The 17,085-nt window shown below is 72.7% G+C and carries 14 protein-coding genes; 9 read left to right on the forward strand and 5 right to left on the reverse strand.

The annotated features are described in order from the left end of the window. Positions 1 to 15: 15 nt before the first annotated feature. Together WME97_RS46575 and WME97_RS46580 are read left to right on the forward strand one after the other, a co-directional pair. Positions 16 to 1,362 carry a DUF1552 domain-containing protein gene (locus tag WME97_RS46575; protein WP_437547537.1) on the forward strand — a complete coding sequence of 449 codons (1,347 nt, stop codon included), beginning with the start codon at positions 16 to 18 and terminating at the stop codon, positions 1,360 to 1,362. Between the two features lie 252 nt (positions 1,363 to 1,614). Further along, a complete protein-coding gene (locus WME97_RS46580) occupies positions 1,615 to 2,160 on the forward strand; it encodes an HdeD family acid-resistance protein (protein ID WP_437547538.1) in 546 nt (181 codons plus the stop codon). A 35-nt stretch (positions 2,161 to 2,195) separates the two neighbouring features. Here WME97_RS46580 and WME97_RS46585 read toward each other — a convergent pair whose 3' ends face one another. Then, positions 2,196 to 3,044 (reverse strand): hypothetical protein, encoded by an 849-nt coding sequence (locus WME97_RS46585; RefSeq protein ID WP_437547539.1) that lies wholly within the window; start codon positions 3,042 to 3,044, stop codon positions 2,196 to 2,198. Between the two features lie 121 nt (positions 3,045 to 3,165). On the opposite strand from WME97_RS46585, the gene WME97_RS46590 reads away from it, so the two are divergent. The 6 genes from WME97_RS46590 (at position 3,166) to polA (ending at position 12,349) form a co-directional block, all read left to right on the forward strand. After that, positions 3,166 to 3,906 (forward strand): SDR family oxidoreductase, encoded by a 741-nt coding sequence (locus WME97_RS46590; RefSeq protein ID WP_437547540.1) that lies wholly within the window; start codon positions 3,166 to 3,168, stop codon positions 3,904 to 3,906. 97 nt (positions 3,907 to 4,003) lie between these two features. Then, positions 4,004 to 5,542 carry an aminopeptidase P family protein gene (locus WME97_RS46595; protein ID WP_437547541.1) on the forward strand — a complete coding sequence of 513 codons (1,539 nt, stop codon included), beginning with the start codon at positions 4,004 to 4,006 and terminating at the stop codon, positions 5,540 to 5,542. Positions 5,543 to 6,022: 480 nt separating this feature from the next. Beyond that, positions 6,023 to 7,957, forward strand: coding sequence for a S8 family serine peptidase (locus WME97_RS46600; protein ID WP_437547542.1), 1,935 nt, complete (start codon positions 6,023 to 6,025; stop codon positions 7,955 to 7,957). Positions 7,958 to 8,043: 86 nt separating this feature from the next. Next, entirely contained in the window at positions 8,044 to 8,250 is a 207-nt protein-coding gene (locus tag WME97_RS46605; protein ID WP_437547543.1) for a hypothetical protein, read from the forward strand. A gap of 19 nt (positions 8,251 to 8,269) precedes the next feature. Continuing rightward, complete coding sequence (locus WME97_RS46610) at positions 8,270 to 9,613, forward strand: carboxypeptidase regulatory-like domain-containing protein (RefSeq protein ID WP_437547544.1); 1,344 nt, start codon at positions 8,270 to 8,272, stop codon at positions 9,611 to 9,613. Positions 9,614 to 9,646: 33 nt separating this feature from the next. Then, positions 9,647 to 12,349, forward strand: a complete 2,703-nt coding sequence (polA, locus tag WME97_RS46615; RefSeq protein WP_437547545.1) for a DNA polymerase I — start codon at positions 9,647 to 9,649, stop codon at positions 12,347 to 12,349. 283 nt (positions 12,350 to 12,632) lie between these two features. Here the strand turns inward: polA and rpsT are convergent, their stop codons facing one another. The 4 genes from rpsT to WME97_RS46635 all read right to left on the reverse strand — a co-directional run bounded on the left by rpsT (position 12,633) and on the right by WME97_RS46635 (position 15,298). Then, complete coding sequence (gene rpsT / locus WME97_RS46620) at positions 12,633 to 12,917, reverse strand: 30S ribosomal protein S20 (protein ID WP_437547546.1); 285 nt, start codon at positions 12,915 to 12,917, stop codon at positions 12,633 to 12,635. Positions 12,918 to 12,930: 13 nt separating this feature from the next. Then, positions 12,931 to 13,119, reverse strand: coding sequence for a hypothetical protein (locus WME97_RS46625; RefSeq protein ID WP_437547547.1), 189 nt, complete (start codon positions 13,117 to 13,119; stop codon positions 12,931 to 12,933). Between the two features lie 95 nt (positions 13,120 to 13,214). Further along, on the reverse strand, positions 13,215 to 14,714 hold the full coding sequence (locus tag WME97_RS46630) for a hypothetical protein (RefSeq protein WP_437547548.1): 1,500 nt from the start codon (positions 14,712 to 14,714) through the stop codon (positions 13,215 to 13,217). Beyond that, complete coding sequence (locus WME97_RS46635; RefSeq protein ID WP_012241290.1) at positions 14,711 to 15,298, reverse strand: RNA polymerase sigma factor; 588 nt, start codon at positions 15,296 to 15,298, stop codon at positions 14,711 to 14,713. The genes WME97_RS46630 and WME97_RS46635 overlap by 4 nt, the downstream gene beginning before the upstream one ends. 434 nt (positions 15,299 to 15,732) lie before the next feature. Between WME97_RS46635 and WME97_RS46640 the strand changes: the two genes are divergently transcribed. Continuing rightward, positions 15,733 to 17,070, forward strand: coding sequence for a S41 family peptidase (locus WME97_RS46640; protein WP_437547549.1), 1,338 nt, complete (start codon positions 15,733 to 15,735; stop codon positions 17,068 to 17,070). The last annotated feature ends 15 nt before the right edge of the window (positions 17,071 to 17,085 follow it).

Genomic DNA, 17,085 nt, shown 5'->3' on the forward strand with positions numbered 1-17,085 from the left:
AGAGGAGTGTCGCCAGTGAAGATCTCGAGAAGAGCTCTGCTCCGCGGGGCGGGTGTCGCGGTCGCCCTGCCGTTCCTCGACGTGATGCGGCCCCAGCGCGCCAGCGCCGCGCCCGCGGATCCGAAGCGCTTCGTGGCGTTCTTCGTCCCGAACGGCACGGATCCCGGGGCGTGGCACCCGAAGACGGAGGGGCCGCTCTCGGCGGAGGGGCTGCCGCCGTGCCTCGTGGACATGAACGGCTTCGACGCCGAGCGCGAGTGGCCGGCGGGGGACGCGATCTGGCGCGACGTCACCATGGTGTCCGGCGTCGACCACCAGGCGATCTGCTCCGACATCCACAGCCCGGCCATGGCGCTGTGCGCCCACACCGACGGCGGCGGGACGGCCGTCCCGCGCAAGGCCACGCTCGACCAGTACCTCGCCAACCACATCGCGGCCGAGACCCCGTTCCGCAGCCTCAACCTGTCTCCCACGGGCGACACGGCGGTCACGCAGGGCTTCATCTCGTTCAGGGACGGCGGTCAGGTCGAGGATGCCTTCCGCGATCCGGCGAAGGTGTTCGACACGCTCTTCAGCAACCTGGGCAACCCCAGCGAGGAGATGGACGACATCCGGCGGCGCCGCGCCAGCGTCCTCGACTGGGTGCGAGAGGACGCGAGGCGCCTGAACCTGCGCCTCGGCGCGGCGGACCGGGCGCGCGTGGAGCAGCACCTCGAGTCGGTGTTCGAGCTGGAGAAGCAGATCCAGTCGACGACGCCGTCGGGCTGCACCGTCCCCGGCGCGCCCACGAAGGGGCAGAACCTGCACGGCAAGTTCAAGCAGATGATCGATCTCGGGCTCCTCGCCCTCACCTGCGACCTGACGCGGGTGCTCGTCCTGCAGTACTCGAACAGCTGGGGCCTCGACTTCGCCGGGTACGATCTGCCCGACGGCGTGGGGGACTGGAGCGACCACTTCATCTCGCACAAGCTCGGCGATCGGGACCGCGCGACCGATCTCGACGGGCTGCCGCAGGCGGAGGCGATGCGCATCGCGAACGCCCGCGTCGTCCAGACCTCGCGGTTCAAGGTGCGCCGCTTCGCCTACCTGCTCAACGCGATGAAGGCCGCCCAGACGGCGACAGGCAACCTGCTCGACGAGTCGCTCGTGCTCTACACATCAGAGAACGGCGACGGGGACTCCCACGGTCGGACCAACATGCCCATCATGCTCGCCGGCCACGTCGGGGGGTTCCAGACAGGCCGCGCCATCAAGGCCAGCAAGCCCCCGACCGGCGCGCTCCATTGCTCCATCATCAACTACTTCGGCGTCGAGCTGTCGGAGTACGGCGACCCGGCGGGCGGGCCGATCGCCGGCCTGTGAGCCTCGCGCGCCGCGAGGCCTGCGCGTGACACCTAGCAGCGCTCGACCTTCGATGGGCCCGCCTGCTCGCGGCTGCTGAGCAGCTCGCTCGCCGCGGTCGGGCAGGGGACGTGCATCCAGCCCGGGCAGTGTGACGCCGTGCGGGCATGAGCGGCACAGCTCTCCGCGCGCGAGCGGCGGACGCGCCGTGCGCTCAGGCCGCGCGCGTCCGCCGGATGTTAGCGACGTGGATGCCAGAGAAGGGGGTGAGGCATGGAATCGTTGGGACGGTATTGGTGGCTGCTGGCCCTGAGGGGCGTGGTCGGGATCCTGTTCGGGATCTTGTTCTTCGTGTGGCCGATCCCATCGCTCGCCACGCTCGTGCTGCTATTCGGCGTGTGGGCGTTGTTCGACGGCTGCGCCGCGTTCGCGTCCGCGATCAGCGGCCGCGGCGGCGTGTATTCCGTGGTCGAGGGCATCTTCGGCGTCGGGATCGCGGTGCTGACGTTCTGGCGGCCCATGATCACCGCGCTCACGCTCTACGGCGTGGTCGCCGCGTGGGCCGTCGTGATGGGCATCTTCAAGATCGTCAGCGCGGTGAAGCTCCGGCACGTGATCGCCAACGAGATCTGGCTCGGGCTGAGCGGCGCCGCCTTCTTGATCTTCGGCGTCCTCATGGTGGCGCTCCCGGCGGCCGGCGTGCTGGCGCTCGTCTGGTTCATCGGAGCGTTCGCGATCGCCGAGGGGGCGATGCTCATCGGGCTCTCGATGCGCCTGCGCCGCGTGCCGAGCCTGGTCGCGCCGCTGCGCATGCCCTGACGCCCGGCGGGGCGCCATGGAGCGGAGCGCGCCCGTCAATCGATCTGCAGGTGGTAGTGCGCGGGCGTCGTCTCCTCGAGCACCAGGACGCCCCCAACCTCCGCGGTGCTCTCGAGGAACGCGCGCTTTTCCTTGGGCGACATGGTCCTGTTGCGCACGTCGACGGCGCCTTTGCGCAGGTGCGCGGAGACGTAGATCCCCCGGTCGATCTGGTCCTGGATCACGGCTTCCATGGCGGCTACCACCTGCTCCGGCGGCTTGCGGGAGTTCGCCTGATAAGCCTTCTTGATCTCCTGGACCGCCGCCTTGTTGCGGTAGAGCTGGAGCAGGTCCTCGCCGAGCCTGAGCTTCGTGAACATCGCCCTGGCCTGGCGGTTCGCGTCGCGTGTCCCGCTCGTGATCACGAGGTGCTCGCGCGTGCGTCGCGCGTAGCCCTGGTCGATCTGCTCGACCTTCGCGGCGATCTTCGCCGGGAGCGTCACCCCCGGGAGCACCTCGTACGGCGGCGGGGCCCACGGCTCCGTGGGCACGGCCTTCCCGAGCGCCGTCAGGGGCGGCAGCTGCGCGCGCCGCTCCTCTTCCTCCGACGGCAGCTCGTCGCACTCGGGTCGGGTCGCCGGCGCGGCGGCGCGCGGCGCGGCGCCCGCTGTCCCTGCGGCGCGCGGCGCGCTCGGGGCCCGCGGCGCGGCGCTCGCCGGCGCCGCGGGGGCGCTCGCGCCGGGCGGATCGAGGCCAGGCAGGCCGATGCTGGGCAGATCGATGGACTCGATCCGCTCCCTGCATCCAGCCGCGCAAAGCAGCGCCGCGGCGAGGGCGCGCAGGCGGCGCGGCGGCTCCAGGGAGCGTTCCGGTGCGGCTGCTCGGCGTGTCGGAGGCGTCGGCAAAGCCGGTCCAGCGTGCCATGGCGCGCGGCGCGGGCGAAAAAAACGGCGGCGCGCGACGTCGCGACGTCGCGACGTTCACCGACTCGACGCGCGGGGCCCCGCATCGACTACACAGCTCCCCATGCCCCATGCTCCCCTGACCGGCCGTATCGCCCTCGTGACCGGCGCCGGTACCCGCCTCGGCGCCGCGACGGCCCGCGCGCTCGTGGCCGCAGGCGCCGACCTGGCCGTCCACTACGCCACGAGCGCCGCCGGCGCGGAGGGCGTCGTCGACGAGGCGCGCTCCCTCGGCCGCCGCGCCGCCGCGTTCCAGGCGGACCTCCACGACCGGGGGGCGCTCGCCGCGCTCGCCCGCGCGGTGCTCAACTGGTCGTCTGGCCGGCTCGACCTCCTGGTCCACAACGCGGCGAACTTCGATCGGGTCCCGCCGGCCGAGCTCTCCGCCGACGCGTGGGATCACGCCATGGCGCTCAACGCGACCGCGCCGTACCTGCTCACGCTCGAGCTCGCCCCAGCGCTCCGCGCCTGCCGTGGCAGCGTCGTCGCGATGGTGTGCGTGAGCGCCGAGCGCCCCTGGAAAAATTACATCCCGTATTCCGTGTCGAAGGCCGCGCTCGCGCACCTGGTCCGCGGCCTCGCCGTGGGGCTGGCGCCGGAGGTGCGCGTGAACGGCGTCTCACCCGGGACGGTGCTGCCGCCGTCCTCCTACGACGAGGCCACGCTCGCTCGCCTCCGCGAGCGCATCCCGCTCCAGCGCATCGGCGAGGCGGAAGACGTCGCCCGCGCCGTGGTGTTCCTTGCTGAAAACGACTTCATCACCGGCCAGATCCTCGCGGTCGACGGCGGCGTCTCGGTCGCGTGACGCGCCGCCTTGTCGCACGGGTCGATCCGCCCCAGCGTGAACGGGCGCGCGCTTTGGCTTGAACGACCTCACCAGATCGACCCATAGTTCGAGCCTCATGAGCCACACGCCCGAGACCAGCGCCGCCCCCCTCCAGGCAGATCCTGCCCACAGCGCGCCCGCCGGCGGCGCCCCGGCCGAGGCGCCCGCGGCTGCGGCTCCCGGCGCGGAGGCCAAGCCCGCGAGCCACGACTCGACGCTGCCGGAGGCGCTTGTCGCGTTCATGCTGGAGCGCTGGACGCCGGCGTCCGGCGAGCTCCCGCAGGCGATCGCGCACGCGGACGTGTTCGCTGCCCGCCGCCGCGCCCTGTCGAAGCTCTTCCCGGCGGAGACGCTCATCATCCCCACCGGGCACGAGAAGGTGCGCTCCAACGACACGCACTACCGCTTTCGCCCGGGCTCGGACTTCTTCTACCTGACGGGCAACCTCGAGCCTGACTGCGTGCTCGTGCTGCAGCCGCAGGAGGGGGGCGGGCACCGGGACATCCTCTTCGTCGAGCCGAACCCCGGGCGCAGCGACAAGACGTTCTTCACCGATCGCGCCAAGGGCGAGCTCTGGGTCGGCCCCCGCCTCGGCGTCGAGCAGAGCCGCGCGCACTTCGGCGTCGACGAGTGCCGCGGGCTCCCCGAGCTGGACGCGTACCTGAGCGGCCTCGTCGGCACGGTGACGCGCCCCCACCGCGTGCTCCGCGGCATGTCCGAGCGCGTCGACAAGCTCCTCGCCCGGCACGATCGCGACAAGCAGCTCGGCGAGGCGCTCTCGGAGATGCGCCTCCTCAAGGACGCCCTCGAGGTGCAGGAGCTCGAGGCGGTCGTCGCGTCGACGAAGCGGGGCTTCGAGGACGTCATCCGCGCGCTCCCCCGCGCTCGGAGCGAGCGAGAGGTGGAGGGCACCTTCAACCTGCGCGCCCGGGTCGAGGGCAACGACGTCGGCTACGGGACCATCGCCGCGTCGGGCCACCACGCGTGCATCCTGCACTGGACGAGGAACGACGGCGCGCTGGAGCCGGGCAAGCTCCTCCTGGTCGACGCAGGCGTCGAGGGCAACGCGCTCTACACGGCCGACATCACCCGGACGCTGCCGATCAACGGGAAGTTCTCCAAAGAGCAGCGCGAGATCTACGAGCTCGTGCTCGAGGCGCAGGAGGCGGCGATCCGCGAGGTGAAGCCGGGCAACGACTTCATGGAGCCGAACCGGGCGGCGATGCGGGTGCTCGCCCGGGGGCTCGAGCGGCTCGGCATCCTCCACGTCTCCGCCGAGGAGGCGCTCAAGGAAGACAGGCAGCTCTACCGGCGGTATTCGCTCCACAACGTGAGCCACATGCTGGGCCTCGACGTGCACGACTGCGCGCAGGCGCGGCAGCAGGTCTACAAGTTCGGCAAGCTCAAGGCGGGCATGGTGCTCACGGTCGAGCCGGGGCTCTATTTCCAGCTCGATGACGAGACCGTCCCGGCCAGGTACCGCGGGATCGGGGTGCGCATCGAGGACGATATCCTCGTCACGGAGACGGGGTATCAGAACCTGTCGAGCGATATCCCGAGGTCCGTGAGCGACGTGGAAGCGTGGATGGCGGGACTCTGGGCCACGCCGAAGTGAACTGAACGGCGGGCGGGGGAACGGTCCACGAGAAGGCGGGCGCGACCAGACGCGGGGGCCGCCGGTGGAGGGTGGGGCCGCGCGGGAGGGCGGCGGGGGTCCCCCCACAAACTCGCGCCTTTTGGGGGGCTACTGCCACACAGGGGGGTGGGGTGGGGTCGGGGGCGACTCGCTTCGATGCGGGCCGGCGCTCGGGTTTGTGGGGCCCACCCCCGCCGCCCTCCCGCGCGGCCCCACCCTCCACCGGCGGCTCTGCCGTGGGGAGCGGTGATCGGGAGCTTGGGCAGCCGAGCTCGGGATTGAGGGGGCGGTGTCTGTGGTTCCAGGAAGTCCGGGGTTGCGGTTGGCGGTGGATGCCATCGGGACACGGCGACGGGGGCGAGGGGGGCTGGCGCACGGACGCAATGAGCGCGGGGCGAGGATGCTGGAGCGATGGCTGCTCGCGGGCGGCGGCGCTACCCTGGCGAGGAGGAGACCCGCATGCACACGTCTCGCCTTCTGCGTTGGCCAGGGACCGCAAATCTCCGAACCGGACGCGCGCTCGCGACGTCGCTGCTCGCTGCGACCGCGCTGGTCGCCGTGTCGGGCGCGGTCAGGGCCGACGACGGGACGGACAGCCAAGGCGCCGGGGCCGCCCTCGCGGCGCGCTCGCCGGGGATGCTCGAGCCCCGCCTCCCTGGATACGTCAACCCTGCGCTGCCCGTCGACGTCGGCCCGTCGCTGCGCGGCCCTGACCTCCTGAGCGAACCGGTCGCGACCGCGGGGGAGCCGCTGCACGGCATGGCCTCCGAGCTCGACGAGACCAGCTACGACATCCCAGGGCAGATCGTCGTCGACGCGCGCGACGACCTCGACGACGCCTCGCTCGCGGACCTCGTGCGCGACTTCTCGCTGCGCGTGCTGCCGACGGCGCTCACGTCACAGACCAGGATCCAGATCGCCACGGTGGACGGGCCGGTCAGCGCGACGCTGGAGCGGCTCGCGCGCGATCCGCGCGTGGAGGCGGCGGAGCCGCTCGCCTGGGTGCGCGCCTCGTTCGTCGCGAACGACCCGCTGATGAAGGACCAGTGGCACATGGCGCGCGTGGGCGCCGAGCGCGCGTGGGACTTCGCCTCCGGCCGCGGCGTCACCGTCGCCGTTGTCGATACGGGCATCGCGTGCGAGGACCACGGGCCCTTCACCAAGGGGACCGACCTGGCCTCGACCGAGTGCGTGGAGGGATGGAACTTCGTCACCAAGACGAACCACGCGAACGACGACCAGGGGCACGGCACGCACGTCGCCGGGACGATCGCGCAATCGACCAACAACGGCCTCGGCGCCGTGGGGCTCGCGTTCCACGCGCGGCTCATGCCAGTCAAGGTGCTGAACGAGAGCGGCTGGGGCACGACCGCCGACGTGGCCGACGGCATCCGGTGGGCGGCCGAGCACGGCGCCCAGGTCATCAACCTGAGCCTCGGCGGGCCCCGCAACTCCAAGGTGCTCCAGAGCGCGATCGACGACGCGGTCGCGCGCGGCGCGGTCGTCGTCGCGGCGGCCGGCAACACCGGCGGGCGCGTGCAGTTCCCCGGCGCCTCCGATGGCGTCATCGGCGTGAGCGCCACCGACGTGAACGACAAGATCGCGCGGTTCTCCTCGCGCGGTCAGGGCGTCGACGTCGCCGCGCCCGGGGTGAACGTCACCCAGCAGACCATCTGCAACCGCGGGCGCGACAAGTGCCAGAACTTCTACGCGTACAGCGGCACCTCGATGGCCGCGCCCCACGTGGCCGGCGCGGCGGCGCTGCTCGTGAGCCTCGGCGTGACCGACCCGCGTGCGGTCGAGGACGCGCTCCGCGCTGGCGCGCGCGTCGTCGACGACTCCGACGGCGGCAAGCTCCTCTACGGGGCCGGCATCCTCGACGCCGCGAGCTCGGTCGTGCGCGTGACGCAGAGCCACATCGTCGTGCGGCTGCTCGCGCTGCTGGTGCTCGCGACCTGGGTCGCGCGCCGCGCCCGCAAGAAGGACGCGACCGCCACGAGCCCGTGGCGGGCGAGCTTCCTCCTCCCGGCGCTCGCGGCGGGGCCGGGGCTGTTCTTCTTCGCGCCATGGCTCCTGCCGCGCGTGGAGCTCGCCGTCGACGTGCTGGCCCGGCCGATCGCCGACCTCGACGTCCTGATCGGCGCGTCGGTCCACCGCTGGCTGCCGCTCGCCAACGCGCTCGTCCCGCTCGGCCTCACGGCGCTCTTCTTCGGCGTGAAGCGGCTCCGGCCGGCGATCGCGGGCTTCGCCGTCGGCACGGCGGCCTACCTCACGTCGGTCGTCCTGCTCGGCGAGGCCGCCGGTCCCTTCGGCCGGATGGCCCTCGTCGTGTGGTGCGCGGTCAACGCCGCGGCCTGCCTCTGGATCGCCCGGACGAACCTGTCCACACGCTGAGCCGGCGCCTGCCGCGCTCGCTCCACGGCCGGGCGGTGTGCCCGGCCGTCATGACCACCCTGCAAAAACGAGCTAGGATGCCGGCGATGCGGTCCGGCACCTTGCTCCTACCTTTCATGCTGCTCCTCGGGGCGTGCGGCGGCTCCTCCAGCGAGACGCCGTGGCCCGCCGAGCCGCGGGGCCCCGCGCTCGGCCCCACGGACGACGCGTCGCCGGACGGGCCGGCCAACTCGAGCGCGGCCCCTCAAGGCGCGGGCGAAGGCTCGGCGGACGAGGCCGACGCCGGCCGGTGAACCGGCGGCGGAGGATGGCATGGCGGACATCCGGACGGCAGGCGAGCAGCGGAGGGCCTGGCTCTCCGCTGCGCTGCTCTCCGTCGCGCTGCTGGTCGTGCCGCTCCTCGTCTGGCTGCTCCTGCCGCGCCCCAGCCCCGTGATGCCGGTCCGGCGCGAGCCGGCCGCCGCGCTGGTCCTTCCACCGCAGCCGGAGCTCACGGCGCCGCGCGAGGTCGAGGCGCCGCCGGCACCGTCCGCGCCGCCAGCGCCCCCACCGCCGCCACGCGAGGTCACGGCCGCGAGCGTGGGGCCGGTCCGCGGCGTCGTGCTGGATCCGGAGGGCCACCCCAGCGCCGGCGCCGTGGTCAGCTGCCGCGAACCGCCGGGCAACTCTGCGAGCGCCGACGCCGAGGGGCGCTTCGAGCTGCCGCCCGAGGCCGACGGTTGTACCGCCATCGCCGCGCTGCAGCCGTACGGCGACGCCGAGCCCACGCGCGTCGCCGCGGGCCGCGACAACGTCCTTCGCCTGCTCGCCGCGGGCGCGATCGTGGGCGAGGTCGTGGATCCATCGGGCAGGCCCGTCGAGGCGTACCTCCTGGCGATCGAGTCGTTCACGCCGGCCGGGTCCGGCGCGCACGCGGGCGTGAACGGCCGCGCGCGCAAGGTGTCGGATCCGGGCGGCGCCTTCCGTTGGGACGCGCTCGCCCCCGGCCGCTACGTGCTGACGGCGAGCTCGGCCGGACGCCCGCCTGCCCGGAGCCGGCCCGTCGATGTCGCGGCGGGCCGCGCCGCCGAACGCGTGCGCATCGTGCTGGCGCAGGGCGCGACGCTGAGGGGCAGGGTCGTCGACGCCGCGTCGCGCGCGCCGGTCGTCGAGGCCCAGGTCGAGCTCGACTCCGCGACCTCGTCGGGCGCGAACGCGATCTCGCTCGCGCTCACCGACGCGAACGGCGACTACGAGCTCGAAGGGGTGCCGGCCAGCGGCCCGTTCTCGGTGCGCGTGCGCCACCAGCAGTACATGGCCAAGATCGTGTCCGGCCTCGACGCGCGCGGCGCGCAGTCGACGCGCGTCGACGTCGAGCTCCGCCAGCTGGACGACGGCGGCGCGCGCGAGGAGCTCACGGGCATCGGCGCGATGCTCTCGCTCTCCTCGGGGCGCGTGATCATCGCAGGCGTCGTCGAGGGAGGGCCTGCGGCGTCCGCCGGGCTCCTGGCGGGCGACGTCATCGCCCGCATCGACGGCCGGCCCACGACGGAGCTCCCGCTCGCCGACTGCATCCAGCTCCTCCGCGGCCCGGCGGGGACGGTCGTCTCCGTCGGCGTGGAGCGGGAAGGGCGCACCCTCGACGTGACGATACGGCGCGACGTCGTGGTTCGGTGAACGGCCGCGCGCCGAGGTGCTAAGGGTCGGTCCATGTCCACGCGCCCTACCGCGCTTCCCCCGGCCGGAGCTCCGGACGTCCTCTACCTCGTCGACCTGTCGGGCTACGTCTTCCGCGCCTACCACGCGATCAGCCCGCTCTCGAGCCCGAGCGGCGAGCCGACCCACGCGACGTACGGCACCGTCGCGATGCTCACGAAGCTCGTGGAGGAGCGGAAGCCCGCGTACCTGGGCGTCGCGATGGACTCGCCGGGCAAGACGTTCCGCGACGAGCTCGACCCCCGCTACAAGGCGCACCGGCCGCCGCCGCCGCCCGATCTCGGGGTGCAGATGAGCCGGTGCCGGGAGATCGTCGAGGCGTACCGCATCCCGATCTTCATCCAGGAGGGGCTCGAGGCGGACGATCTCGTCGCCGTCGCCGTCGCGCGCGCCAAGGAGCGGGGGCTGCGCGTCGTCATCGCGTCGAGCGACAAGGATCTGATGCAGCTCGTCGACGGCGAGCAGGTGATGCTCTGGGACGCGATGCGCGACAAGGTCTACGGGCACCCCGAGGTCGTCGCGAAGTTCGGGGTGCCGCCGGAGCAGGTGCGCGACCTGCTCGCGCTCGTCGGCGACACCTCGGACAACGTCCCCGGCGTCCCCGGCGTGGGCCTCAAGACGGCCGCCGAGCTGCTCGCGCAGTTCGGCTCGCTCTCGGCGATCTATGAGCGCATCGGCGAGGTCAAGAAGCCTCGCATCCGGGAGTCGCTCCAGCAGAACGAGGCCGACGCGCGCCTCTCGCAGAAGCTCGTGACGCTCGACGGCGGCGCCCCCGTGTCGCTCGACCTCGAGACGCTGCGCTACGGCGGTGCGGACACCGGCAGGCTCCGCGAGCTCTTCACCGAGCTCGGCTTCTCGCGCTTCCTGAAGGCGGTCCGAGCGCCCGAGCCGACCGCGCGCGCGGCGACCTACCGGGTCCTGACGACGCGCGAGGAGCTCGAGGGCTTCGCCAGGTCGGCGCGCGCGGTCGGCCGCCTCGCCCTCGACGTGCTCGCGACGAGCCGCGAGCCGATGAGCGCCCACGTCTGCGGCGTCGCGCTCGCCTGCGAGCCGGGGCAAGCCGTGTACGTCCCGCTGGGCCACCGCTACCTCGGCGCGCCGGCCCAGCTCTCGATGAGCGACATCGACGCGGTGATGGGCCCGCTGCTCGCCGACCCCGAGCTCCCGAAGGTCGGCCACGACGTCAAGTTCTGCGAGGTGATCCTCCTGCGGCACCGCATCGGGCTCGTGGGGGTCTCCTTCGACACGATGCTGGCGAGCTACCTGCTCGATCCCGAGGGGAAGAACCAGCTCCACGAGCTCGCCGAGCGCGAGCTCGGCGCCAAGATGCAGACCCTCGACGAGGTGGCCCCGAAGCGCCGCGGCCAGGCGCAGCGCGGCCTCGACGAGATCGAGCTCGGCGAGGCGTCGAGCTACGGGGCCGCGTTCGCCGACGTCGCGCTCTCGCTCACCGACCGGCTGCGCCCGCGGCTCCGCGCCGAGAAGATCGAGGATCTGCTCGTGCAGATCGAGCTGCCCCTCTCCGCCGTGCTCGCCGAGATGGAGCTCACGGGTGTCCTCGTCGATCCGAAGGCGCTCGCGCAGCTCGGCGCGCAGATGACGACGGAGCTCGCCGCGCTGGAGGAGAAGGCGCGCGAGATCGTGGGGCACGACATCAACCTGGCGTCGCCGAAGCAGCTCGAGGCGGTCCTGTTCGACGAGCTCAAGCTGCGCTCCCAGCGCAAGACGAAGACCGGCCGCTCGACCGACGCCGACGTGCTCGAGGCGCTCTCGGAGGAGCACCCGTTCCCCGGGGTGGTCCTCGAGCACCGCGCCATCGCCAAGCTCAAGGGCACGTACGTCGACGCGCTGCCGCGCCTCGTGCACCCGGGCACGGGCCGGATCCACACGCGCTGGGGCCAGGCCGTGGCCGCGACCGGGCGGCTCTCGTCGCAGGACCCGAACCTGCAGAACATCCCGATCCGCACGGAGCTCGGCCGGATGATCCGGCGTGCGTTCGTGGCGCCGCCCGGCAGCGTGATCGTGAGCGCCGACTACTCCCAGATCGAGCTGCGCGTCCTAGCGCACCTCTCGAAGGACCCGGTGCTCGTCGACGCCTTCCGCACCGGGCAGGACGTGCACGTGCGCACGGCCATGGAGATCTTCGGCGTGGACCAGGCAGGGGTCACCGCCGAGATGCGCCGCCGGAGCAAGACGATCAACTTCGGCGTGATCTACGGCATGGGCGAGTCGGCGCTCGCCAAGCGGCTCGACATCTCGCGGGCGGAGGCGGCGCGCTTCATCGACGCCTACTTCGCGCGCTACCGGGGCGTGCACGAGTTCATGGAGGGGACGATGGCCGAGGCGAAGCGCTCCGAGTCGGTGCGGACGCTGCTCGGCCGGCGCCGCTTGCTCCCGGATCTGCGCAGCAGCGACCGCATGCGCCGCGCTCAGGCGGAGCGCATCGCGCAGAACACCCCCATCCAGGGGACGGCGGCGGATCTCCTGAAGCTCGCGATGGTGCGCGTCCCGCGCCCCGTCGTCCCCGGCGCGCGCATGGTGCTCACGGTCCACGACGAGCTCGCGTTCGAGGTGCCGGCCGAGGCCGTGGACGAGGCCAAGGCGAAGGTGCGGGAGGCCATGGAGTCGGTCTTCCCGCTCGACGTCCCGCTCGTCGTCGACGTAGGTCACGGACCCACCTGGGCCGACGCTCATTGAAGGGGCGGGCACCCGCTGCGGATACGGGCCCATCTCGGCGTTTTCGGTGCTCAGCGTACCGGAGTACGCTTCCGCGCCGAAAACGCCGAGCTGGACCCGTCTCCTGTGCGGGTGCCCGCCGCTGGCGTCATTGAAGAGAGGCGGAGAAGAGACGCGAGCTCCGTGGCCGTGACGGTGGCAGCGAGGGTCTACGGCAACGGGGGGGTGCGGTGTTGCGGGGAGACAAAACGACGACGCCCGCTTCACCTTGCGGTGAGCGGGGCGTACGTGCGGAAGGTTGTTCTCAGCTCGCGGCGGTCTTGGCAGCGACGCTCGCCTTGTGAAGGGCGAGGGCGAGGCGGCTCTTCACGCGCGACGCGCGCTTGGCGGGGATCGTCCCCTTCGACGCGGCACGATCGAGCGCGCTCACCGCGGCGGTCACCGGCGCAGCGGACTCTTGCGCGACGCCCTTCAGCGCGGTGCGCGCCTTCTTGACGGTCGTGCGGAGCTCCGACTTGATGGCGCGATTGCGCGCGGTCCTCGTGATGCGCTGGCGGTTGCGCTTGTCGGCAGATGCGTGATTGGCCATGAGAAAAGCTCTCCTACTTCTTCGCCTGCGCCTCGGCGGGCGTGGCAGCGCGCTGGGCGTCCGGCGCGTTCTGGTCGTAACCCGCCGGGTGGATCGGGAACGCGGGGGTGCCGTGTGCGCGCTCGAAGCGCTTGCGGCGGGTACCCGCCGTGCGCGCCTTGCGCCGGCGGATGCGCTGGGTTTGCTGAGTCGCGGAAACCATGGGGGCGCGCATTCTACCCACGGGGGGGGCTGTGTCAACCGGGAGGTTTTCTGCCCTCCGCGAGGGCGCGCTGCCGTGTGGGCGCGTGGTCAGGGCTAGGGCCGGATCGTCGCGCTGACCGAGAAGGACGGCTTGGAGAAAGGACCCACGTTCGCGCCCTTGAGCGCGGACTGCACGCAGCTCGACTGGCCGTTCGACGCCGCCCACCCGCTGACGCTGACCTTGCTCACCTGGCCCGTCGACGAGAACGTGATCTGCGCGCGCGACACGTCGTTCGCGCCCGCGACGCACGCCTTGGCGCCGCCCATGACCGAGCCGAGCGCGGCCTGCACCGAACCCTGCGACGGCTGCTCGGGGATGTTCTGCTGCCGGAGCGGGCCCGACGCCGGCACCGGCGCCTCCGAGACGACCGACGGCTGTCGCTCCCCGCTGTCGCCCACGGCCGCCTGCATGGCCGTGGGGAGGTCCCCAGGCTTGCCAGCCGCCGCCGGCGCAGCCGCCGTCTTTCCCTGCTCGGGCTTCGGCGACACGACAGGCGTGGCCGGCGCCTCGACGGCCGCCGGCGCAGGCGTGCCGGCGGGGGCGGCTGGCGCCCTGGGCGCCGCGGCGAGCTTCTCCTCCGCTTGCACGGGCTGCTCGATCACGGCGCGCTCCTCCGGCGCCGCAGCGACCGGAGCAGCCGGCTCCACCCGCGTGTCGCCGCGCGGCGCGGCGGGCGCCGCGACGGTGGTCGGCGCGGGCGCCGCGGTCGCCGCGATCTCCGGCTGCGGCGGAGCCGTCGTCTTCACCATGACGGTGACCGCCGCGGCCAGCCCCAGGGCCGCGACGGCCGCGCCGGCGATCATCCCGCCGGATCGCTTCTTCGCTGGAGCCGAGGCCACGGGCGCGGACGGGGCGCGGCGCGCCGCCACCGGCATGACCGCTGCCTCCTTCGCGTCCCCGAACCGATCCGCCGCGCCGGGCCGCGCCGTTTCGGAGGCCTCCACCTCCGAGGGCGCCGACGCGTTGAGCCGGTTCAGATCGATGACCCCGGAGTCCTCGGGCACCCCCTCCGCCGGCCGCAGCGACGGCGACGACGTGCGGGCGCCGCCGGAGAGCGAGCCGCGCCCCGGCAGCGGGGACACACGCCCTGGCGGCGCCGAGCTGCGTCCCGAAGCCGGCAGCGGCGTCGAGAGCGCAGAGCCGCTCGTCGCGGGCATACCGCTCGCGCGACCCGGCGCCTGGCTGACCCGCTCGGCGATCTCCTTCAGCGACTGGCGTCTCTTCTCCGGCGGCCGCGACAAGGTGCCACCCGACAGGCTCTCAGGCTTCGAGGCCCTGGCTGCTTGTGATCCGTCCCCCATGGTGCTGCGTTCTCCTGATGCGCGTGCTTCGCGCGATGGGTCCTCCGTCTGCTCCTCGCCTGGCGCTGCAGTGAGGTCGGGGGGGGCGAGGAGATCGGCTGCCGCCGTGGTGTCCTCCGAGCGCCGGGAGATGGCGGCCTCGACGATGTGAGCGGCCCGCGTCTCCCACGCCTCCTCGTCGTTCGTCGAGGGCGCGGGGGCAGGCCAATCGTTGAGCATCCCGTCGAGGTCGAGCTTGCTGGTGACGTTCATTCGGCGTCCCCTCCGAAACCGCGCTCCGCGAGGTATGCACGGAGCTTGCGGCGCGCCTCGTGGACGCGCCAGGCGACTGTTCCTTCCGGACAACCCAGGATCCTGGAGGCGTCTTCGTGGGGCACGCCGTCGATGCATACGAGGATGAGCGTCGTCCGCAGCGTGTCCGAGAGCGCGTCGATGCCGTCGCAGAGCGCGGCCGCGAGCTCGCGCCGCTGGGTCGACGCGGCCGGATCGACGCCGTGGCTCGGGCGCGTCTCGAGCAGCAGCGCCTCGATCCGCGGATCGTCCGCGGGGGTCGAGTTCTTGCTCGGCTTGCGGGCCCGGATCATGTTGAGCGAGAGGTTCACGGCGATCCGGTAGAGCCAGGTGAACGGTTCGCTCCGGCCGTCGAACCGGTCGAGCGCCTGGTAGGCCCGGACGAAGGTCTCCTGCGTCACGTCCTCTGCCTCCGCGCCCGAGCGGACAAGGTGGAACGCCAGCCGGAAGATGCGCTTCTGATATCGACGAACCAGCACCCCGAACGCCTGGGCATCTCCGCTCCGGGCTTGATCGACGAGCTCACGATCGGTGGGTTTGGCCATCCTAGCCGCCTCGGGGTGCGAGTTGTCTCCCGCGCACGGACGACAGCGCAGCCGTGGACACCTCCTCGCGACGGCCCCCGACCGTCTCGGCGAGAGAAGCCCCTCGCGGCGAGCCCCGCTTCGCGAACGCGAAGCCGGGCGATGAGGAGGCAAGTTCCACGTTCAGGCGCGCGAAGATAGCCGAACACTCCTCTTAGGACAAACCATGCGCCCGGAGCTTGGGCGCCCTGGTGATCTCGTCGACTGGCGGGCGATACGCCCGCGCTGGCACATCGAAAAGCCTGCGCTGCGCCCCGCCGCCCGGCCCACCGCGCGCCGCGCAGGCGTGTGCCACCGCGCGCCGCGCAGGCGTGTGCCGCCGCGCAGGCGTGTGAACGAGCGCGGCCGTCGCCGGCGCACCGCGCCGCCGCCCGCGCCGCTGCTATGGTCGGCGGATGCAACGCTTCTCGAGCTGGATGCGCACCCTGGGGCTCATCGCTGCGGCCTTCGCAGGAGGAGCGGCGACTTCCCACCTCGCGGGCGCGAGCACACAGGCGCAGAGCCCCTACGCTCCGCTCGAGCAGCTCGCGCGCGTGCTCGTGCTCGTGGAGAACAACTACGTCGAGCCGGCGCAGCGCAGCAAGATCCTCGACGGCGCCATCAAGGGGATGGTCGCGGAGCTCGACCCGCACTCGGCGTACATGAACTCCTCGGAGTTCGCCCAGTTCCAGGAAGAGACGGGGGGGACGTTCGGCGGCGTCGGCATCGAGGTCGACGCCAAGGACGACAACATCACCGTCATCGCGCCGATCGAAGGCTCGCCGGCGGCGCGGGCGGGCATCCGCTCCGGCGATCAGATCCTCGCGATCGACGGCCGCCCCGTCCGCGGAGAGCGCCTCGACAAGCTCGTGAAGATCATGCGCGGGGCGCCCGGCTCCCGGGTGAAGCTCACGATCCGCCGGCAGGGCGTGCCGGAGCCCCTCTCGTTCGACCTCACGCGGGAGCAGATCCACGTCACGAGCATCGCGGCCAAGCGCCTCGACCGGGACATCGCGTACGTCCGCGTGAAGCAGTTCCAGGACGGCACCCACGAAGAGATGCTCCGCGCCGCGGCGAAGCTGCGCGCCGCATCGAAGGCGCCGCTGGCCGGCGTCATCCTGGACCTGCGCAACAACCCCGGAGGCCTCGTCAACGAGGCGGAGGCCGTGGCCGACGAGCTCCTCTCCTCGGGGACGATCTACTCGACGCGCCAGCGCAACCAGGTCGTCGACGAGGCGAAGGCGCACGACGGCGGCGCGTTCGCCTCGCTGCCCGTCGTCGCGCTCGTGAACGAGTACTCCGCGAGCGCCGCCGAGCTCGTCGCGGGCGCCCTGCAGGACAGCGGGCGCGCCGTGCTCGTCGGCGCGAGGACCTTCGGCAAGGGATCGGTGCAGACCATCTACGAGCTGCCCGGCGGCGCCGGGGTCAGGCTCACGACGATGCGCTACTACACGCCGAACGGGCGCTCGATCCAGGCCCAGGGCATCCGGCCGGATGTCGTCATCGAGAGCGCGGCGCAGCAGGTCCCCGCCGCCATCCTCCGCGAGCAGGACCTCGAGGGCCACCTCCCCGCCGAAGGGGCGATCGGCGATCGTTCGCCGCGGGCCGTGCTCGTGGAGAAGCGCGCCGAGACGGCCGCGGCGGTCAGCCCCGAGGGCGACATGCCCTCGGATCCCACCCGCGGGACCGACTTCGCGCTCGCCGTCGGGTACCAGCAGCTCCTCCGCGCCATCCCGGCGATCCGCCAGCGCTGAGGATCGCGCGTCGAG

It is taken from the genome of Sorangium sp. So ce367, assembly GCF_051520455.1.
Lineage (GTDB): Bacteria > Myxococcota_A > Polyangia > Polyangiales > Polyangiaceae > Sorangium > Sorangium cellulosum_B.

Bases quoted from the DNA above. Each gene is read 5' to 3' on its own strand.
- WME97_RS46580 (WP_437547538.1), top strand. From the start codon at position 1,615: ATGGAATCGTTGGGACGGTATTGGTGGCTGCTGGCCCTGAGGGGCGTG.
- WME97_RS46590 (WP_437547540.1), top strand. From the start codon at position 3,166: ATGCCCCATGCTCCCCTGACCGGCCGTATCGCCCTCGTGACCGGCGCC.
- WME97_RS46595 (WP_437547541.1), top strand. From the start codon at position 4,004: ATGAGCCACACGCCCGAGACCAGCGCCGCCCCCCTCCAGGCAGATCCT.
- WME97_RS46600 (WP_437547542.1), top strand. From the start codon at position 6,023: ATGCACACGTCTCGCCTTCTGCGTTGGCCAGGGACCGCAAATCTCCGA.
- WME97_RS46605 (WP_437547543.1), top strand. From the start codon at position 8,044: ATGCGGTCCGGCACCTTGCTCCTACCTTTCATGCTGCTCCTCGGGGCG.
- WME97_RS46610 (WP_437547544.1), top strand. From the start codon at position 8,270: ATGGCGGACATCCGGACGGCAGGCGAGCAGCGGAGGGCCTGGCTCTCC.
- polA (WP_437547545.1), top strand. From the start codon at position 9,647: ATGTCCACGCGCCCTACCGCGCTTCCCCCGGCCGGAGCTCCGGACGTC.
- rpsT (WP_437547546.1), bottom strand. From the start codon at position 12,917: ATGGCCAATCACGCATCTGCCGACAAGCGCAACCGCCAGCGCATCACG.
- WME97_RS46625 (WP_437547547.1), bottom strand. From the start codon at position 13,119: ATGGTTTCCGCGACTCAGCAAACCCAGCGCATCCGCCGGCGCAAGGCG.
- WME97_RS46630 (WP_437547548.1), bottom strand. From the start codon at position 14,714: ATGAACGTCACCAGCAAGCTCGACCTCGACGGGATGCTCAACGATTGG.
- WME97_RS46635 (WP_012241290.1), bottom strand. From the start codon at position 15,298: ATGGCCAAACCCACCGATCGTGAGCTCGTCGATCAAGCCCGGAGCGGA.
- WME97_RS46640 (WP_437547549.1), top strand. From the start codon at position 15,733: ATGCAACGCTTCTCGAGCTGGATGCGCACCCTGGGGCTCATCGCTGCG.